General features: G+C 66.8%; 13 protein-coding genes and 1 pseudogene. 6 read left to right on the top strand and 8 right to left on the bottom strand.

Annotation, left to right across the window (positions count from 1 at the left end):
- Position 1 precedes the first annotated feature (1 nt).
- The 6 genes from ACWD3I_RS00885 to ACWD3I_RS00860 form a co-directional block, all read right to left on the bottom strand.
- Entirely contained in the window at positions 2–1819 is a 1818-nt protein-coding gene (locus ACWD3I_RS00885) for a DNA cytosine methyltransferase (RefSeq protein WP_365398577.1), read from the bottom strand.
- On the bottom strand, positions 1819–2646 hold the full coding sequence (locus ACWD3I_RS00880) for a hypothetical protein (RefSeq protein ID WP_365398580.1): 828 nt from the start codon (positions 2644–2646) through the stop codon (positions 1819–1821). Before ACWD3I_RS00880 ends, ACWD3I_RS00885 begins: the two co-directional genes overlap by 1 nt.
- Before the next feature lie 65 nt (positions 2647–2711).
- On the bottom strand, positions 2712–4685 hold the full coding sequence (locus ACWD3I_RS00875; RefSeq protein WP_365398583.1) for a hypothetical protein: 1974 nt from the start codon (positions 4683–4685) through the stop codon (positions 2712–2714).
- Positions 4682–5707 carry a PD-(D/E)XK motif protein gene (locus ACWD3I_RS00870; RefSeq protein WP_365398586.1) on the bottom strand — a complete coding sequence of 342 codons (1026 nt, stop codon included), beginning with the start codon at positions 5705–5707 and terminating at the stop codon, positions 4682–4684. Before ACWD3I_RS00870 ends, ACWD3I_RS00875 begins: the two co-directional genes overlap by 4 nt.
- On the bottom strand, positions 5704–8265 hold the full coding sequence (locus ACWD3I_RS00865; protein WP_365398589.1) for a Z1 domain-containing protein: 2562 nt from the start codon (positions 8263–8265) through the stop codon (positions 5704–5706). The genes ACWD3I_RS00870 and ACWD3I_RS00865 overlap by 4 nt, the downstream gene beginning before the upstream one ends.
- A 275-nt stretch (positions 8266–8540) precedes the next feature.
- Positions 8541–8933 carry a very short patch repair endonuclease gene (locus tag ACWD3I_RS00860; RefSeq protein ID WP_365398773.1) on the bottom strand — a complete coding sequence of 131 codons (393 nt, stop codon included), beginning with the start codon at positions 8931–8933 and terminating at the stop codon, positions 8541–8543.
- Positions 8934–9089: 156 nt separating this feature from the next.
- Between ACWD3I_RS00860 and ACWD3I_RS00855 the strand changes: the two are divergent.
- From ACWD3I_RS00855 to ACWD3I_RS00835, 5 genes and pseudogenes are all read left to right on the top strand, one after another.
- Positions 9090–9274 (top strand): annotated as a pseudogene (locus tag ACWD3I_RS00855) (hypothetical protein); the annotation flags it as partial.
- A 141-nt stretch (positions 9275–9415) separates the two neighbouring features.
- The gene (locus ACWD3I_RS00850; RefSeq protein ID WP_365398592.1) at positions 9416–10057 is read left to right on the top strand and encodes an HAD family hydrolase; all 642 of its coding nucleotides are present in this window, start codon (positions 9416–9418) and stop codon (positions 10055–10057) included.
- Between the two features lie 99 nt (positions 10058–10156).
- Positions 10157–11344, top strand: coding sequence for a helix-turn-helix transcriptional regulator (locus ACWD3I_RS00845; RefSeq protein WP_365398595.1), 1188 nt, complete (start codon positions 10157–10159; stop codon positions 11342–11344).
- Positions 11345–11436: 92 nt separating this feature from the next.
- Positions 11437–11895, top strand: a complete 459-nt coding sequence (locus ACWD3I_RS00840; protein WP_365398598.1) for a hypothetical protein — start codon at positions 11437–11439, stop codon at positions 11893–11895.
- Between the two features lie 409 nt (positions 11896–12304).
- Positions 12305–12802: a peptidylprolyl isomerase gene (locus ACWD3I_RS00835; protein WP_266891870.1), complete on the top strand. Its 498-nt coding sequence runs from the start codon at positions 12305–12307 to the stop codon at positions 12800–12802.
- 69 nt (positions 12803–12871) lie between these two features.
- Here ACWD3I_RS00835 and ACWD3I_RS00830 read toward each other — a convergent pair whose 3' ends face one another.
- Positions 12872–13207 (bottom strand): hypothetical protein, encoded by a 336-nt coding sequence (locus tag ACWD3I_RS00830; protein ID WP_365398601.1) that lies wholly within the window; start codon positions 13205–13207, stop codon positions 12872–12874.
- A gap of 210 nt (positions 13208–13417) precedes the next feature.
- Here ACWD3I_RS00830 and ACWD3I_RS00825 point away from each other — a divergent pair, with 210 nt between their 5' ends.
- Positions 13418–14179, top strand: coding sequence for a hypothetical protein (locus ACWD3I_RS00825; protein ID WP_365398604.1), 762 nt, complete (start codon positions 13418–13420; stop codon positions 14177–14179).
- 12 nt (positions 14180–14191) lie between these two features.
- Here ACWD3I_RS00825 and ACWD3I_RS00820 read toward each other — a convergent pair whose 3' ends face one another.
- Positions 14192–14752: a GNAT family N-acetyltransferase gene (locus tag ACWD3I_RS00820; RefSeq protein WP_365398607.1), complete on the bottom strand. Its 561-nt coding sequence runs from the start codon at positions 14750–14752 to the stop codon at positions 14192–14194.
- Between the last annotated feature and the right edge of the window lies 1 nt (position 14753).

Here is a 14753-nt window from a genome sequence, read left to right as displayed (position 1 = left end):
CTTAGCTTCGTAGGGCTGCTGCGATGGCGTGTCCGACAGCAGTGGCAAGTGGCGGGGGCATGGCGTGGCCGATCTGTCGATAACGGGATGTCTTACCCCCGGTGAAGATCCATTCCTCCGGGATCGACTGGATCAGTGCAGCCTGCTCGACGGTCAACTTGGGCATCTCACCCGGGGGGAAATCCGCACCAGGTGGCTCGTCGCCGAGGCTGTTGCCGTTCACGCCCAGCGCGGCCCACGCCTTCTTGCTGCCGGTGGGGCCCAAGTCGGCACCGCCCCTTCGGTCGGAGCCGCCGACGAGCGCGGGTGCGATGCGGTCGGCGCCCTTGATCCACTCCTCTGAGACCGGCCAGCCCCGCGAGGACATGGATGCGCCGAGCACCTGGCCCACGGTCGGGGTCGGCCCGCCGTCCGGCTCGGGCCAGGAGAACCGCGAGAAGTACGGCTCCGGCATGGCGACCATGAAGCTGCTCCTGCGGTTCTGCGGCACGCCGAAGCCGGCGGCGTTGAGGACCTTCCACGTCGTGCGGTACCCGGCTTCCCCGAGCCGGGCTCCCATCCATCCCCGATCGACCTCGAACTCCGGGCTCTCGGCCAGGTCCGGGACGTTCTCCAGGAGCACGGCCTTCGGTTTCACCTCGCATGCCAGCTCGATGGCGGCCCGGAGGACTCTGCGCTCCTCGGTGTCCTCGTCGCGGCCGACGGTGGCCATGGACTTGACCCGTGGAAGGCCGCCGCTGAGGAGGTCGACGCCGATGATGTCAGGGCGCTCACCGAGCGGGAAATGCGCGAGGTCGATACAGATCGTGTCCCATTCGGGCCTGTTCCGCTCGATGGTGAAGCAGGCGTCGGCCTTGCTGTCGATGAGCACCACGGGGTCGAACCCGGCCTGCTCCAGGCCGAGCGCCTGCGCGCCGCACCCGGCACAGATCTCGACGGAACGGAACCGACGGGCCTCGACCGGCGCCGGGGCGGGCTCTGGCGCCGGCGGCGTCTGCTGTGAAGTGCTGAGAAGCGATGCATTGACAACAGCGCTCTGTGTCACGTCGCTCCCGGCAGGCGACGATGCAAGGCGCTGCGCATCGACGGATTCCTGAGCGACCGCCCGCAGCTCGTCATCCAGGGCGTACTCCTCGATGCCGTCGAAGAGAACGAACGGGGCGAGTCTGAGCAACCGCTTGAGGAAGTCGCGAAGTGTCTCGCGCTCGTTCAGGCCCTGGAGATCGAGGGCCTTCCAAACACGGAGAATCGCACGGACCATGTGCGGACTACCGCCGAGCGCGGCACGGCGGGCGTAGATCTGGTCGAACGCCGCTTCGCCGAGGATCTCGAGAGCGCCGTACGGCTCCGGATCGTCGGAGGCGCGTACGAGCTGAGCGCGCCACCACAGGCGGCCGAAGACGTGCCGAGTGAGGTCGGTTCCGAGGACACGGTCCTTCGGCGGCTTGGGATAGCGCCAGAACGCGACGTCCGGGAGGACGACGAGGGCGAGGAAAGCCCAGACGTCCCGAGAGGCCGCTTCGGCAGGCACCATGCCCATCTCGCCGTGCAGCAGAGCGGCAAGCTGAAGGTCGAATTCGGCGTTGCGTGTGCGGTCGGACTCGTCAGGGAAACCGGCGCTCTTGGCAAGGTCGACGACGCCTGCACGCAACTCGCGCAGCTGGGTGGCGGAGACCCTGTCCCCGCCTGTGGCCACATACACGGCGGATTCGTGGGAGAAGCCGAAGCGACCGGCCAGTTCTGCGATCGACAAGTGCTCGTATTCGTTGAAGAGCGGTTTAGCCTGCTCTGTGAGCAGTCGGGGGTAAAGGAAGCTCATCACGACACCTCGAAAATCTTGACCGCCGCCTGCAGATCCGAGGCGAACAACGCAGGTGACTGTCGTTGACGCAGACGAATGTCGGTGATCAGCTGCTCCGGGAAGAGCCGGTCGAAGAGACTCATCATGGTCGCGCCGAGCGAACCCTCTGAGAAGTCGCTGTCGTCGATGAAGTCGTCGTTGGCCAACGCGTGCTCGATCATGATGCGGGCGGCATCCGCGTATACCGCGGAGAGGACGACCCGGTCGATCGGGCGGGGCTTGCCCGCGTTCTCGAACGCGGTGGCGGTGATGGCGTTCCGCTCGTTGACGAGCAAGAGCAGCGAGCCCATGGTGGCGCTCTCCAGGCCACCGCTGATCTGCAGGTGCCATGCGGCGTTGTCGGGGAACGACGTCAGCGAGAAGTCGATCACCGCCATGGGGAACTGCGGTGCGTCGCCCTGCAGACGCAGTTCCTCACGATCGCTCCACAACACCGAGCCGGCACGGCGAGGCGAGGACGGACGAGCGTCGGGACGGCGTTCGGCCAGGACCAGGGCGGTGTCCAGTACGAGCAGGCCTCCGAGGTCCGCGCCACGCAGGACGATGTCGAACTCCGCGGTGATCACTCCACTGTCATCCAACCGTGCATGTTCTGCAGGCCCGCTGAGGTTGGAGCCCGTGGCCGTCCACACCACGGCGAGGGTCAGCGCTGCATCGGGCGGAAGACCCGACTGGGAGCGCGCACGATCGAGATCGACGCTGATGGTCCTGCGCAGGTGCAGGTCCATCTGGTAGTCCCAGTCCGGCAATGCCTCCGGCATCGGGATCTCGCCGTCGTCGGTCACCAGCAACCACGGCTCGCTGGTGACGACGTCCATGGACGGGACTCGGTACGGGAGAACTCGGCGGGTCACGGCTCCTTCACCGCCTCGACCCTGATGCCGATCTCAGTCATGGTGTCCGGTGCCGGACGTACGAGCGCACGCCATACGGTCTCGCCACCGTCGATGACACATGCGTCGACTGTGTGGACACGGCCGTCACCGTCCTCCCAGCCGACGAGCAAGGGCATGCTCGCCCCGATCGGCGGATCGGTCTCGCGCCCGCCCGTTCCGGGGAGGGTGACGGCCAGGTCGATGCGGACTCGCTGCGGACCGTCCACGGGCAGGCGGAAGTCCTGGACGAGCAGTTCGTCGTCGCCGCGATCCTCGTAGTACGGCTCTCCCACATACTGCACGCGCGGGCGCCGCCGTACGGTGCCCGTCTCACCGTTCTCCGTTCCGTACGACGCCCCGTACGCACCGGAATCTGTCGTGCTGCCGGAGGCGTATCTCTCTTCCCGACCGGAGGCTGCACCCTTCGCGGTGGTGCTGCCTGCCGAACGACGCGAGCTCTCCTCCTGCTTCGAGGCACGCGTGGTGGTGCTGCCAGGCTTGGAATAGGCCGTGGCCCCGCCGATGCCCCAGGCTCCGCCCACCAGCCCGGAGAAGAACGAACTGGCCGCGCCCAACGCGACATTGCTCGCACCGGAGCGAACACCCCCGGTCAGGGACAGCAGATCGTTCAGCGACTCGCCGATGCGCTGGAACGTCGTCCTGACGAAGGTGCTCTGCGGCCTGTCCAGCGACTGCGGGTGCCAGGCATCGTGCGTGGGCGGCTCGGCTTTCGCGTAGACCTCGTCCATGGCCTCGTCGGCACGGAAGACCCCGGCGTAGCCCTGGTTCACACTCGGCGGCTTCGGCCCCGCGTGATAGGTGACGACAAGCTCCGCAGGCCGCATCAGGCACACATGGTGTACGAGGTCCTCGATGTCGAGCATGCGCGAGGCGCGCGTGGGCTCCAGCGACGGCATGATCCGCTTCTCCAGCCCGAGTCGCCCGAGATGCTGCCTTGGTTTGCGGCACGCCAGATCGCTGCCGTCCCGCCCCGTCATTTTCTCGTACGCGGCGACGAACATGTTCAGAGGACGGGTATGCCGGGGATCCGGCACGGGGTGATCGACGCCGTCGCAGGTCACCGAGAAGCGCATGGTCGGGCCCTTGCCCTCCACGGAGATCATCTTCGGCCAGAGGTGCCACGCGATGGTCTCGGCCAAGTAGTCGGCCGCTGCGGTCGGTTCGAGCTCATCCAGGTTGGGGTCGATGACGACGATGGTCGTCCCGGTCTCCTCCGGCCCGAACGCTCGAAGCCCCAGCTGTTGGACAGCGGTCTCCGCCGCCAGGCCGACCAGCGGTTCGACGACGTCTCCTGAGATGTCGCCCCACCAATGGCGGCCTGTGTATCGGCGCTCCCCGTCTCCCTCCTGGGCCACGTAGCTCTTCCACAGGGTGCAGCCGATGAGCCGAGTCTCATAGCCGCCCTGCGGCATGCGGCATCGGGAGTGGACGAGGACGGTTCCGGACTGCGACAGCAGGTAGAAGATGCCCTTGCCGAACCCGTACGTGCCACCGCCGAGTGCCGTGTCACGTGGCTCCCCTATGTTGCGAATGAAGGAGACGAAGTCGCGCTCGGGGCCGATGGCGTCGTCGGCGCGTGTGGGGCCGCCCAGTCCTCGGGTACCGCGGTCGGAGACCGCCAGCACTCGGGCGGGACGGCGCTTGAGCGCCTCGCGCAGCGGGAAGTGCTCCGCGCTCATGGGTGCCCCGTCCAGGAGTAGCTCACGCCACGCGCCGGCGTGTGCCGGGCCGACCGTCCACATGTCGATGCGGTAGTCGACGGGCTCGGGGCATCCCTCGATGCGGGCGTCCCAGCTGTTCTGGGCGGACTCGCGCGCCAGGATGGTGAGCAGGTCGAGCTCTGGGCGTCCGAGCTGGTTGCGGATGCCCTCAGCGGCGCTGGCGCCTTCCGGTGGATAGGGCTGGGAGAACCAACGAGGCTCTGTCACGCGGGCTCCTGGACCAGGTTCTCGATCACCAGGGACACCTGCTCGGGCTCCAACGATGCGGGGATGTCACCGGACAGGTCGATGGTGTACTCGACGTCCAGGACGGACACGGGCACGCCTGCCGTGGTGAGCGCTTCACCGGTCAATCCGGGGAAGTCCGCGTCGACTTGATACCAACGCTCCTCCGTGATCGCGAAACATACGTCCTCGTAGAGGTCGACGTCGGCGAGACGGTAACCGGCCTTCGAGAGCAGTGCGAGAAGAGCTCCCTCGTCGTCGCACAGTCGAATGGCTTCGTCCACCAACTCCACGAACCGCGTGCCCACGCCGCTCGTGGTGGTGCGACGCAGCCGGAACCAGGCCAGGTAGAGCGTTCCACCGTCAGGGGCTTCGAGCTGGTCAAGCCCGTGTACCCGCGGCCGTCGACCCTCGCTGCGAGTGCTGGCCTTCACCTCGACAGCGTTGGAATCAGCCGAGAAGTCGTGGCGGTATCCCTCGGGCCCGTGCCAGATCCGGTGTGCACTCGGGTCCTTTGCAAGGAGACGGTTCAGCACGGTCAACTCACCGAAGAGTCCGGCGAGTTCCACCGGCCCCAGAGGCGGCCCCTCGGTCCGGAACAGCGACCTCCAACGGTCAAGCACCCGGTACAGCGCCTTGACGGGATTGTCCGGCAGCTCAGCTGCCTCCTCCAACACGTCCACGCACAGCTCGGTGAACAGGTCACTGAGGTCGTCGCGCAGGCAGCCCAGATCCGCGTAGGTCTGGTAGGTCTCCGCGTCCTCCAAGGGACGCTTGCGCAGCCGGAGCACTGGTCCGTCCAAGCCGGTGCGAACCTTCATGTGCGTGTGGATCGGCACCAGGAGGTGGCGGTGTCCTTCGTGATCGACGGCCACCGCGAGCGGGCCGGTGCCGGCGGCGACCGACAGCTCCGCCACTCGAAGCCGACGCTCCCCCGTACTCTGCTCGGCCTCGAGCGCGATCCAGCGCTGCTCGACGAGGCTGCGCAGTTCGTCCTCGCTCATGCGTCCTCACCGTCGACGAGGCTGTAGTCCTCCTCCTCGATCTCGATGCGCACGTTGGACAAGTCCGCGGAGATATAGCTCTCCACGGTGCTGTCGCCGTTCCGCGGTTCGGGGAAGACCAGGCCGACGCCGATCACGTGCTCCGCCGCGTCGAGCGGCGCACGGAGTTTCTTCGACGAGTCGGGCTCGGACACCTTGTCGATCGGGTACAGGACAAGCAGACCGGAGTCAGGGAGTTGCTTGCGCCGCTCCTCCTTGATCCCCTTCTCGGTCAGTTTTCCGATGTCCCCGGCGAGGTCAACTGCCGCGTCCCTGCGGCTCATCAGCGTCTTGATGTCGGCGAAGTCGGGGTCGGGGTTGGACAGGAGAAGGCGGGCACGGTTGTTCAGCCCGACGGTCACGTGAGGCGCGAAGGTGAAGTCCTGCCCCTTCCCCGCAGGGTTGCCCACGATGGCGACATTCCAGCGTCCAAGCGAGCCGGCGCTGGTGACCCGCTTGCGGATGTAGTCGCTGATCAGCGTGACGTCGTTCTCCGTGGACTTCTTGTGGAACTGGTAGTTCGACAGGAAATCGAGCACGAAGTCATGCGGCACGTCGCGGAAGACGTAGCGTCCGTCCGCAGCACGCGCCTCCACGCGGTGTGTGTTGGAGACAGCGGCGGCGACCAGCGTGCGCGCCGCGTCGATGTTCCCGCGCAACCACTCCCCGTCCGTGTGGAAGTACCGGGTCTGGACCCGCTTGCCGCCGTACGAGGAAGCTGCCACGACGGCGTCGCGCATCTTGGCAGCCGCAGTCACACGAAGGGCGGGATGTGTTCGCAGGCGCACAGCGAAGGTGAGCGGGTCCTCGTCCTCGGTCATGTAGATGTCGATGTCGCGGCGCATCTCGGTCTCGACCGTGGCCAGGTGCCGGAACCACTCGGCGAGTTCGTCGGTCATCCAGGTCCTCGGCAGGTCGGCGTACCCGTTGCGGAATCCGAACCAGCGCCCCATCTGGAGCAGGGTGTCGTACGCCGAGACCGAACGGACGAAGTAGCTGACGGACAGCCCTTCGAGGGTGAGTCCTCGCGAGAGGGTGTTGCCGCCCACGGCGATCGCGACGACCGGGCCGTTCTCGTAGTCGAGCCGCTGCTCACTGCTGGAGTTGTCCATGATGACGCGACAGCTGTCGAGCACCCCGGGCAGCTGCGGAACCAGCTCCTCGAACGGCACCTTCGTCTCGCCGAAGTCCTCGGCCGGGACGCGTTCGGTCTCCGTGTCCCACAAGACGCGCAGCCCAGAGAGGTAGTCGGGGCTCCCCAACGACTGCGCGGCCCGCTTGCTCAGAAATTCCAGGGGCCTCCTGAAACTGTTCTGGACCGCGGTGTTGACGCTGGTGTGGATCAGCATGGTGTTGTGCGAGTTGCCGGTGCCGCGCACGCGCCGGGCGGCGGTGACCAGCCAGAAGTACTCCACGGCCCGTTGCAGGGTGTCGGTGATGACGGGCTCGAAGCCTTCGACGTCGGCCCTGGTCCGGGGGCGTACGGCGGGAATGTCGTCCTTGGGTACCGAGCGGATCATGTCGTGTCCGTCGTCGACCTGCTCCGGGTCCTCACCGTCGAGGGCGTAGCGGCCGAAGAGGACTTCGGTGCCGAAGTGCCCGGCAGGCTGGGGCAGGTTGACGACGAAGTCCTTGGGATACAGGTCCTCGGCATTCGGGTCGATCAGCAGGTTCGCGAACGGGGACGCCGTGTAGCCGACGTACGCCGACCTGGGCAGGTGGCTCATGATGCTCAAGATCAGCGGATTGATCGAATTCGTGGCCACGGTGGCCTGGTCGGCCTCGTCGTCGATGATCAGCGCGGGGCAGTCCTCGAGGTAGGTCGAAGCCTGCTCGAGCCACTTGGCGAGTTTGCGCAGAACCGCAGCGTTCTTTTTCACCACGCACAGCACGTGGGTCTTGTTGCTCTTGCCGAAATACGAGGCCGGGTTCTCTTGCGGGGTGAAGTCCTTCTCCAGTCCGGTCAGTTGCGACCACAGCGAGGGATTCGGCTCCACAAGCTGCTGCACGAGGCGCGCCTGGGTCTGGCGGCGAAGCCCATTGTGGATACCGGCCAGGACAATGAAGAGCTTGTAGCCGCGATCCGCAGCCTTCGCCATGACGGACGTGAAGTTGGTCGTCTTCCCAGACTGGACGTAGCCCACCACAAGTCCACGTGTGGAGAACGACTTCTCCTTCGGGTGGTTCAGCAGGGAGACCACGCGAGTCGAGGAGTCGTCGAGGCTCTGGATCGCCTCCTTGGGCCAAACGTCCCTGCGCAGCTGGTCCGTGACTGCTGGCCAGCACTTGTCCTTGGCCTGTGGCCCCGTGTACCAGGTGTCACGGTTGCCCAGGATCACCGCGTGCGGTTCCTCGAGCTCCTTGATGCGGATCGTCTGTTGCTCGTGCCGCTCGCGGATCTGCTGCACGACTTCCGGGGCGATGCCGAACTGCTCCAGCCGCTTGACCGCCTCCGCCGGGGGAAACGAATCGAGCAGGGCCTTGAACGTGTCGTACATTCCGTCGAGTTCGTCGGTCATGGGAGTCGACCGTTCCCCGTTTCTGTTCGCTGGAGACAATCGGACTGCGAGGCACTGCGCCTCGCAGGTCAGCCCATCCGCGACGCAGACGCCTCGAAGCGCGCCGGGACGCGCCCCGCGCACACAACATCTACACGATATTGCGTGAGACGCGTCCTGATACTCAGAATCATGATCTCAATCCGGTGTGGGACCCCAGGTTTCACGAAGCCCACGCGGAAGCAGCAAATCGCGAGGATCGGGAACAACTCGCTGCCCGATACGGACAGCGCGGATCAGGAACCGCCTGAAGCCGATCTACGGGACAGCACTACGGCCTCGATCCGGTGGGCGACGTCATCGACCGGCTCGTGCTCCCAGAACCTCAGCACCGCCCAGCCGGCGGCAGTCAGGTGGTCGGTCGTCTCGCGATCACGCGCCATGTTCCGGTCGAGCTTCGTGCGCCACCATTCCGCATTGGCCCGCGGATGCGTGGCATGGTCCGGGCAGCCATGCCAGTAGCAGCCGTCGAGGAACACGGCGATCCGCAACTTACTGAAGGCTATGTCCATGCTCCGCCGCGGCATACCCGGGACGGGGTAGTGCACCCGATACCGCAGGCCATCCGCGTGCAGTAGTCGGCGTACGGCCAGTTCCGGCTGAGTGTCACGGGACACCTGACGACTCATACGCGCGGAGACCGACGGGGACGATGCGGTCGGGGACATGGCACCAGTCTCCCGTGTAAACGTCACCGCGCAAGCCACACCTCACGCGCACCAGGAGAACGACCTGCGCCGAGCACGCGCCAGCGATGTCTCCACCAGCAGGCCCACTGATGGCGTGACACGCTCTGCGTCGAATCCAAGCATCCAGCATCAGCGGAACCGACCTCGCCGCCTGTCACGCCTGCGCGATGCTGCCCGAGACGAGCTGCGAGCACAACAACATCCTGCTCGACCGTGCACTGCTAGTCGGTACGCCGCACGATCTGCACCTCGGGTTCTTCGCGAACGAACTGGAGCCGTGATGTGCTGGGATTGGCGCGGCATTGAGGCCCGTTGCCAGTCCCAGCCGGTCCAGAGCATCGACACGCAGGCGGATCACCCGACAGCTGACAAGTCGATCAGCATTCCTTCTGTCGATGGGATGGCCCCGTAGGCTGCCCAAGATGATTGAGACCATCATCCTCGACATCGGCGAGACCCTCACCCGCGACGACCGCTTCTGGCACTCCTGGGCGGACTGGCTAGGCATCCCCCGCCACACCCTCTCCGCCCTCGTGGGAGCCGTCGTCGCTCAGGGCCGTGACAACGCGGACGCCCTACGGCTGGCTCGCCCCGGCATCGACGTGGCAGCCGAGTACCACGCCCGTGAGGCGGCCGGCCGGGGCGAGTTCCTCGACGAGACGGATCTGTACGACGATGTGCGTCCGGCCCTGTCCGGACTCCGCAAGCTCGGTGTCCGTGTCATCGTCGCCGGGAACCAGACCTCTCGCGCCGGAGAGTTGTTGCGCGACCTCGATCTGCCCGTCGACCTCGTGGTCACGTCCGGGGACTGGGGCGTGGCGAAGCCGCGTCCGGAGTTCTTCGAGCGCGTTCTGGAAGTGGCCCAGGCCGCACCGAGCGAGACGGTGTACGTCGGTGATCACCCGGCCAATGACATCTTCCCCGCGAAGGCCGCCGGGCTACGGGCGGCGCACATCCGTCGCGGACCGTGGGGCCATCTATGGGCAGACGACCCGGAGTTGAGGGCGGCGGCCGACTGGCGGATCGAACACCTCGCTCAGCTCACCACGATCGTCGCGGGCTGAGGAGTACGGGCACCGATCAGGACCAGCGAAGCCATTCGCGAACACACCGCGTATCCACACGAGTACGGTTCGAAGCAGACGACTCGTACTGGAGCCTGTATGTCCGCACACGCCGACGGTGGGGTAGGCAGGCGACTCGCCTACTACCGCAGCGTCATGCGCCCGAAGATGACGCAGCAGCAGCTCGCGGACGCCGCGTGCGTCGCCCTCGGCACCATCCGCAAGATCGAGCGAGGAGAACGTGGCGTCACCGATGTCACGCTGGAAGCCCTCGCGGCGGCTCTCGGTGTCGATCCGAGCCGTCTGCGCGTCGACCGCGGTCCTGTACACACCCGGGTTCGCGAAGCGCTGCCCGCCCTCTCCGCGGCGATCGCCGCCTACGACGTCCCGGACGACGGTCCGGTCCGCCCCCTCGGCGAGCTTCGCGCTGCCGTCGCCGAGGCCTCTCGCTGGCGCCTTGCAGCCCAGTACACGCGCATCGTCCGCGAAGTCCCCGACCTGCTCGCCGAACTTGCTCACGCCTATCACGGGTCGGCCGCCCACGAGCGACGCGAGCCGGCCGCGCTCTTGGTCACGGCCTACCGTGCGGCGGACGCCGTGGCTTTCAAGTTCGGTGCGCATGACCTGTCCGCGCGTCTCGTCGAACTGATGCGTTGGGCCGCCCCCGACGCCGACGATCCCCTCCTGGCCGCAACCGTCGCCTACGTGCGTACGGAGATCTTCTTCGCCGCACACGCTCATGCTCCCGGGCTGCGCACGCTCGAGGATGCCATCGACTCGGCGCCCGTCCCGAGCACCGTGCCTGCCATCGCTGCGAGGGGAGCTCTCCACATGAGGGCCGCGGTCATCGCCGGGCGGGCACGGGACGCCACGGCCTCGGCAACTCACCTCGCCGAAGCTCGGGCGCTCGCGGACCATGTGCCCGAGTCCGTCTACCGCGGGACGGCATTCGGACCCGACACCGTCCGCATTCATGAAGTGTCCGTGGCCGTCAGCCTCGGAGACGACCACGTCGATCGTGCTCTCACAGCCGCACACGACTGGAAACCACCCGCCGAACTACCGGCTGAACGACGCTCGGGCTTCTACATCGAACTGGCCCGAGCGCAACTTTGGGCCGGGCTCGCGGATCACGCGTTCGAGTCCCTGAAACTGGCCCGTCGGATCGCCCCGCAGCACACCCGAGAACACCCCTGGGTCCGTGAAGACGCCTCCACGCTGCGTCGCTTGAAGCGGACCGATTCGGAGGCGCTCACGGGCTTCGCCGAGTGGTGTGCAGCAAACTGATCTCCCCGTAGTACCCCTCGCCGGGGTACTTGTGCCCCTTGCAGGCCGTGAGCATCTGTCCGACACGTCGGGACCAGCAGATGGGAACAGGGATGTCTGAGGCGATCCCGTTCGCGCCGCCCACCCTCATCAAGGGTGGCGTGAGCATCGCTCGACCGCACGGGAATCTGCCATGGCTGCCGCCCCTAGGAACGATCCGGCACGTCGAGGCAGGTACGCACTTCGAGGCGATTCGAGCCGGCCAGACTCTTGGGCGAGCCGTGCTGACCCTGCTCGGTGAGGCGTCGGGGGCGGTGATCTGCGATCCGTGGAGCCGCATTCACTACTTCCTGACCAAGCCGTCATCGACGACCGGGTGGAACGTACGAGAGACAACTGTGTGCGGAACTGCCACTTACGTCGTCGTTCCACCGCTCGACGCCAAGGAAATGCACCTGCACTGGGCGGTGCCGCCACCTCCTGATCGTCCGTTCACACCGGTGGACCAGTTGCGTCAGGCGTTCCACGCAGCGGTCGAAGCGCACTACGGCCCGCGGACGGAGCGACGCTGATGGGTGCGGAACCGGCCCATGAGGTTGTCGATGCATTTGACGCCCTGGTCGGTCACTGCCTCGGCTGCCACCGCTGCCGCAAAGCCCCGGATCAGATGTGTCCGGCAGCCCGGCCGTTGCACGACAGCTGGAAAGCGGCCTGGAAGAGGGGGCGTCACGGTGATCTGCGGACGATGTGACCGAGCAATCGTGGCCGGTGAGACCTACGACGAACACGACAAGGTCTCGTCCTCCGCCGGTGGAATCACGATCTACCTGCACAAGCGGTGCCCGTCGATGTCTTCGCGCAGTAGGCGCCAGGGGCGTGACAGGCCGCTTGCGGGACCAGCCTGAGGTCAGCCACCCCGCACCACGACGCACCCGCCCCCACGATTACGGCAGCTCAAGCACGAGGGTGCAGGATAGGACCATGACAACCAAGGTCTACTTCGACATCACCATCAACGACGAGCCCGCCGGCCGTATCAACTTCAACCTCTTCGAGGACGTCGTCCCGAAGACCGCGGAGAACTTCCGCGCGCTGGCCACCGGCGAGAAGGGCTTCGGTTTCGCCGGGTCGTCCTTCCACCGGGTCATCCCGGACTTCATGCTCCAGGGTGGCGACTTCACCCGGGGCAACGGCACGGGTGGCAAGAGCATCTACGGTGAGAAGTTCGCCGACGAGAACTTCAAGCTCAAGCACGACCGTCCGGGCCTGCTGTCGATGGCCAACGCGGGCCCGAACAGCAACGGCTCGCAGTTCTTCATCACGACGATCGTGACGGGCTGGCTGGATGGCAAGCACGTGGTGTTCGGCGAGGTCGCCGACGAGGCCAGCATGGCGGTCGTCAAGAAGATCGAGTCGCTCGGCTCGGGCAACGGCGCGACCTCGGCGAAGATCACCATCGCCGAGTCCGGTCAGCTCTGACACCTGCGGTCTCCGCGGACGGCCGGTGCGGTATCCATCGCCCCGGCCGTCGCGTACTGGTCAGGTCGGTCAGGGGATCAGCAAGTACACCTTGCAGTCCGCGCACCCCTTGTGCTCGCTCAGCTCGGTGTTCCCGGCGCCGTTCTCGATGGTCATCTTTCCGGAGGCGTGCTTCCAGCCCTGCCACTTCCCGTCGACCTTGATACGGACCCAGGCGTCACCCGCGCAGTCGCCACCCGAGTACTTCTTGGTCCATGAGGTGTACTCGTCGGAGAAGGCGTAGTACTTGGAGCCGCAGCTACGCGTCCAGAACTCGTCGTCGGCGGCCGCCGGTGATCCCACGGCGATGACCGCGCCGAACGCCGCGGCGAGGGCTACAGCGCCGGACTTCAGTCGATTACGCATGTGTTGTTCCCCCATGTCGTCGAGATGCCCGGATGGCGCGGGCTCTGGTCCGTGTCGCCCGTGCCGGGTCGTTGTCCAGCGTGGTCCATGTCGACTTCGGGGGGTACCTACAAAGTTGCAGGGTGCCCCGGGGTGAGGCGCCTCTTTCCCTGGCCCGCTTTGAGTAGGAGTACTCATGCCCGGCTTGTCGATCAGGCACAGACTTCGGGCATGAGACGACGACTTGCCGGACCCGCCAGGACGAACAGCGTTTTCGGCCGTACGACGCTTTCGGCACTGTCGGCGCTGTGTGTGCTGGGACTTGCCGCCTGCGGGACCGAGCGGGCGGAAGACAAGGGGGCGTCCGCCCGAGCCGAGGGCCGGGTCGCCGCCTCCCCTGCTTCCCCCGCCACCCCTGCCGCCACCCCCGCCTCCGCCCCCTCCTCCGAGGAGACCGAGGGCGCCGACTTCCTCCCGTTCATGGAACTGCTCCTCGACATCGCCGAGCCGTGCCTGCCGTCGGATCTCCCGACCGCACCTCCGCCGGAGGAGTTGGCGGAGCAGGAGAAGGTGGAGGCGAGAGAGCTCGGCGCCACGGTCCCGCCCGAGGAGCCCCTGCCCGTGCCCGTGCCGGACGACGCGGTGCCCACCAGCGAGCCCAGGGATCCCGAGGACGCCAGGAAGGAGACGGAACTGAGCTCCGTGGAGAAGTGCGAGGCCCCTCTCCACGTCGACCGCATCACCAAGGCCCTCGAGAAGACCCCCGACCCGACCGCGACCCAGGTGACCAAGGCGCTGCACGACCTCGGCTACATCGCAGAGCGCGTCCACACGCCCCCGCGCGCCGCCGGCCACGTCGAGTTCACCCTCGACCTGCGCGTGATGGACGGCCGGCTGTGCCTGTCGGGAAGCACCACCGGCACGAGGACGACCATCGAGGCGTACGGCGGCTCCCCCGAGGTCGAGTGCCAGGACGTGCGGCGCACGAGCTGACCGCCGAGGGCCTCACCGTCCCCAGTCGGCCCGCGTCAACTCGTACTCGACCTCCCCGTGCTCGGACCCCTCGATCGCCTCCGGCCACTCACTGCTGAACCCCCGTACGAAGGTCAGCCCCGCCTTCTCCATCACCCGTCGGGACCCCGTGTTGACCGTCATCGTGTTCGCGGTGACGCGTTCCACGCCCAGCTCGCCGAACCCCTTGTCGATCAGCGCCCGACAGCCCTCGGTGGCGTAACCCCGGCCCCAGGCGGCCTTGTTCAGCCGGTAGCCCAGCTCCACGACCTCGGCACTGTGTTCCTCCAGTGGCCGGAACTCGAACCATCCCAGGAAGACACCCGTCGTCTTCTCCTCGGCGGCCCAGAAGCCGCGGGTGCCGAGGCAGGGGTAGTCGTGGAGGAGGTGCGGGAGGGAACGGGTGCGGATGGCGTCGAGGGACGTCGGTCTGCCGCCGTTGAGGTAGCGCATGACGTCGGGGTCGTTGTCCAGCGCGAACAGGACCGCGACGTCGGCGTCGGCCTCGGTGAAGGCGCGCAGCCGCAGCCGTTCGGTGGTCAGGAAGACATCCATG

Source organism: Streptomyces sp. NPDC002817 (assembly GCF_053592055.1).
The sequence above is the reverse complement of the archived record's forward strand: the minus strand, read 5'-3'. Positions and strand labels throughout refer to the sequence as shown.

Coding starts and splice junctions, on each gene's coding strand:
- ACWD3I_RS00870 (WP_365398586.1), bottom strand. CDS start 5,707: ATGAGCGAGGACGAACTGCGCAGCCTCGTCGAGCAGCGCTGGATCGCG.
- ACWD3I_RS00885 (WP_365398577.1), bottom strand. CDS start 1,819: ATGAGCTTCCTTTACCCCCGACTGCTCACAGAGCAGGCTAAACCGCTC.
- ACWD3I_RS00830 (WP_365398601.1), bottom strand. CDS start 13,207: ATGCGTAATCGACTGAAGTCCGGCGCTGTAGCCCTCGCCGCGGCGTTC.
- ACWD3I_RS00850 (WP_365398592.1), top strand. CDS start 9,416: ATGATTGAGACCATCATCCTCGACATCGGCGAGACCCTCACCCGCGAC.
- ACWD3I_RS00865 (WP_365398589.1), bottom strand. CDS start 8,265: ATGACCGACGAACTCGACGGAATGTACGACACGTTCAAGGCCCTGCTC.
- ACWD3I_RS00825 (WP_365398604.1), top strand. CDS start 13,418: ATGAGACGACGACTTGCCGGACCCGCCAGGACGAACAGCGTTTTCGGC.
- ACWD3I_RS00835 (WP_266891870.1), top strand. CDS start 12,305: ATGACAACCAAGGTCTACTTCGACATCACCATCAACGACGAGCCCGCC.
- ACWD3I_RS00840 (WP_365398598.1), top strand. CDS start 11,437: ATGTCTGAGGCGATCCCGTTCGCGCCGCCCACCCTCATCAAGGGTGGC.
- ACWD3I_RS00820 (WP_365398607.1), bottom strand. CDS start 14,752: ATGGATGTCTTCCTGACCACCGAACGGCTGCGGCTGCGCGCCTTCACC.
- ACWD3I_RS00860 (WP_365398773.1), bottom strand. CDS start 8,933: ATGAGTCGTCAGGTGTCCCGTGACACTCAGCCGGAACTGGCCGTACGC.
- ACWD3I_RS00845 (WP_365398595.1), top strand. CDS start 10,157: ATGTCCGCACACGCCGACGGTGGGGTAGGCAGGCGACTCGCCTACTAC.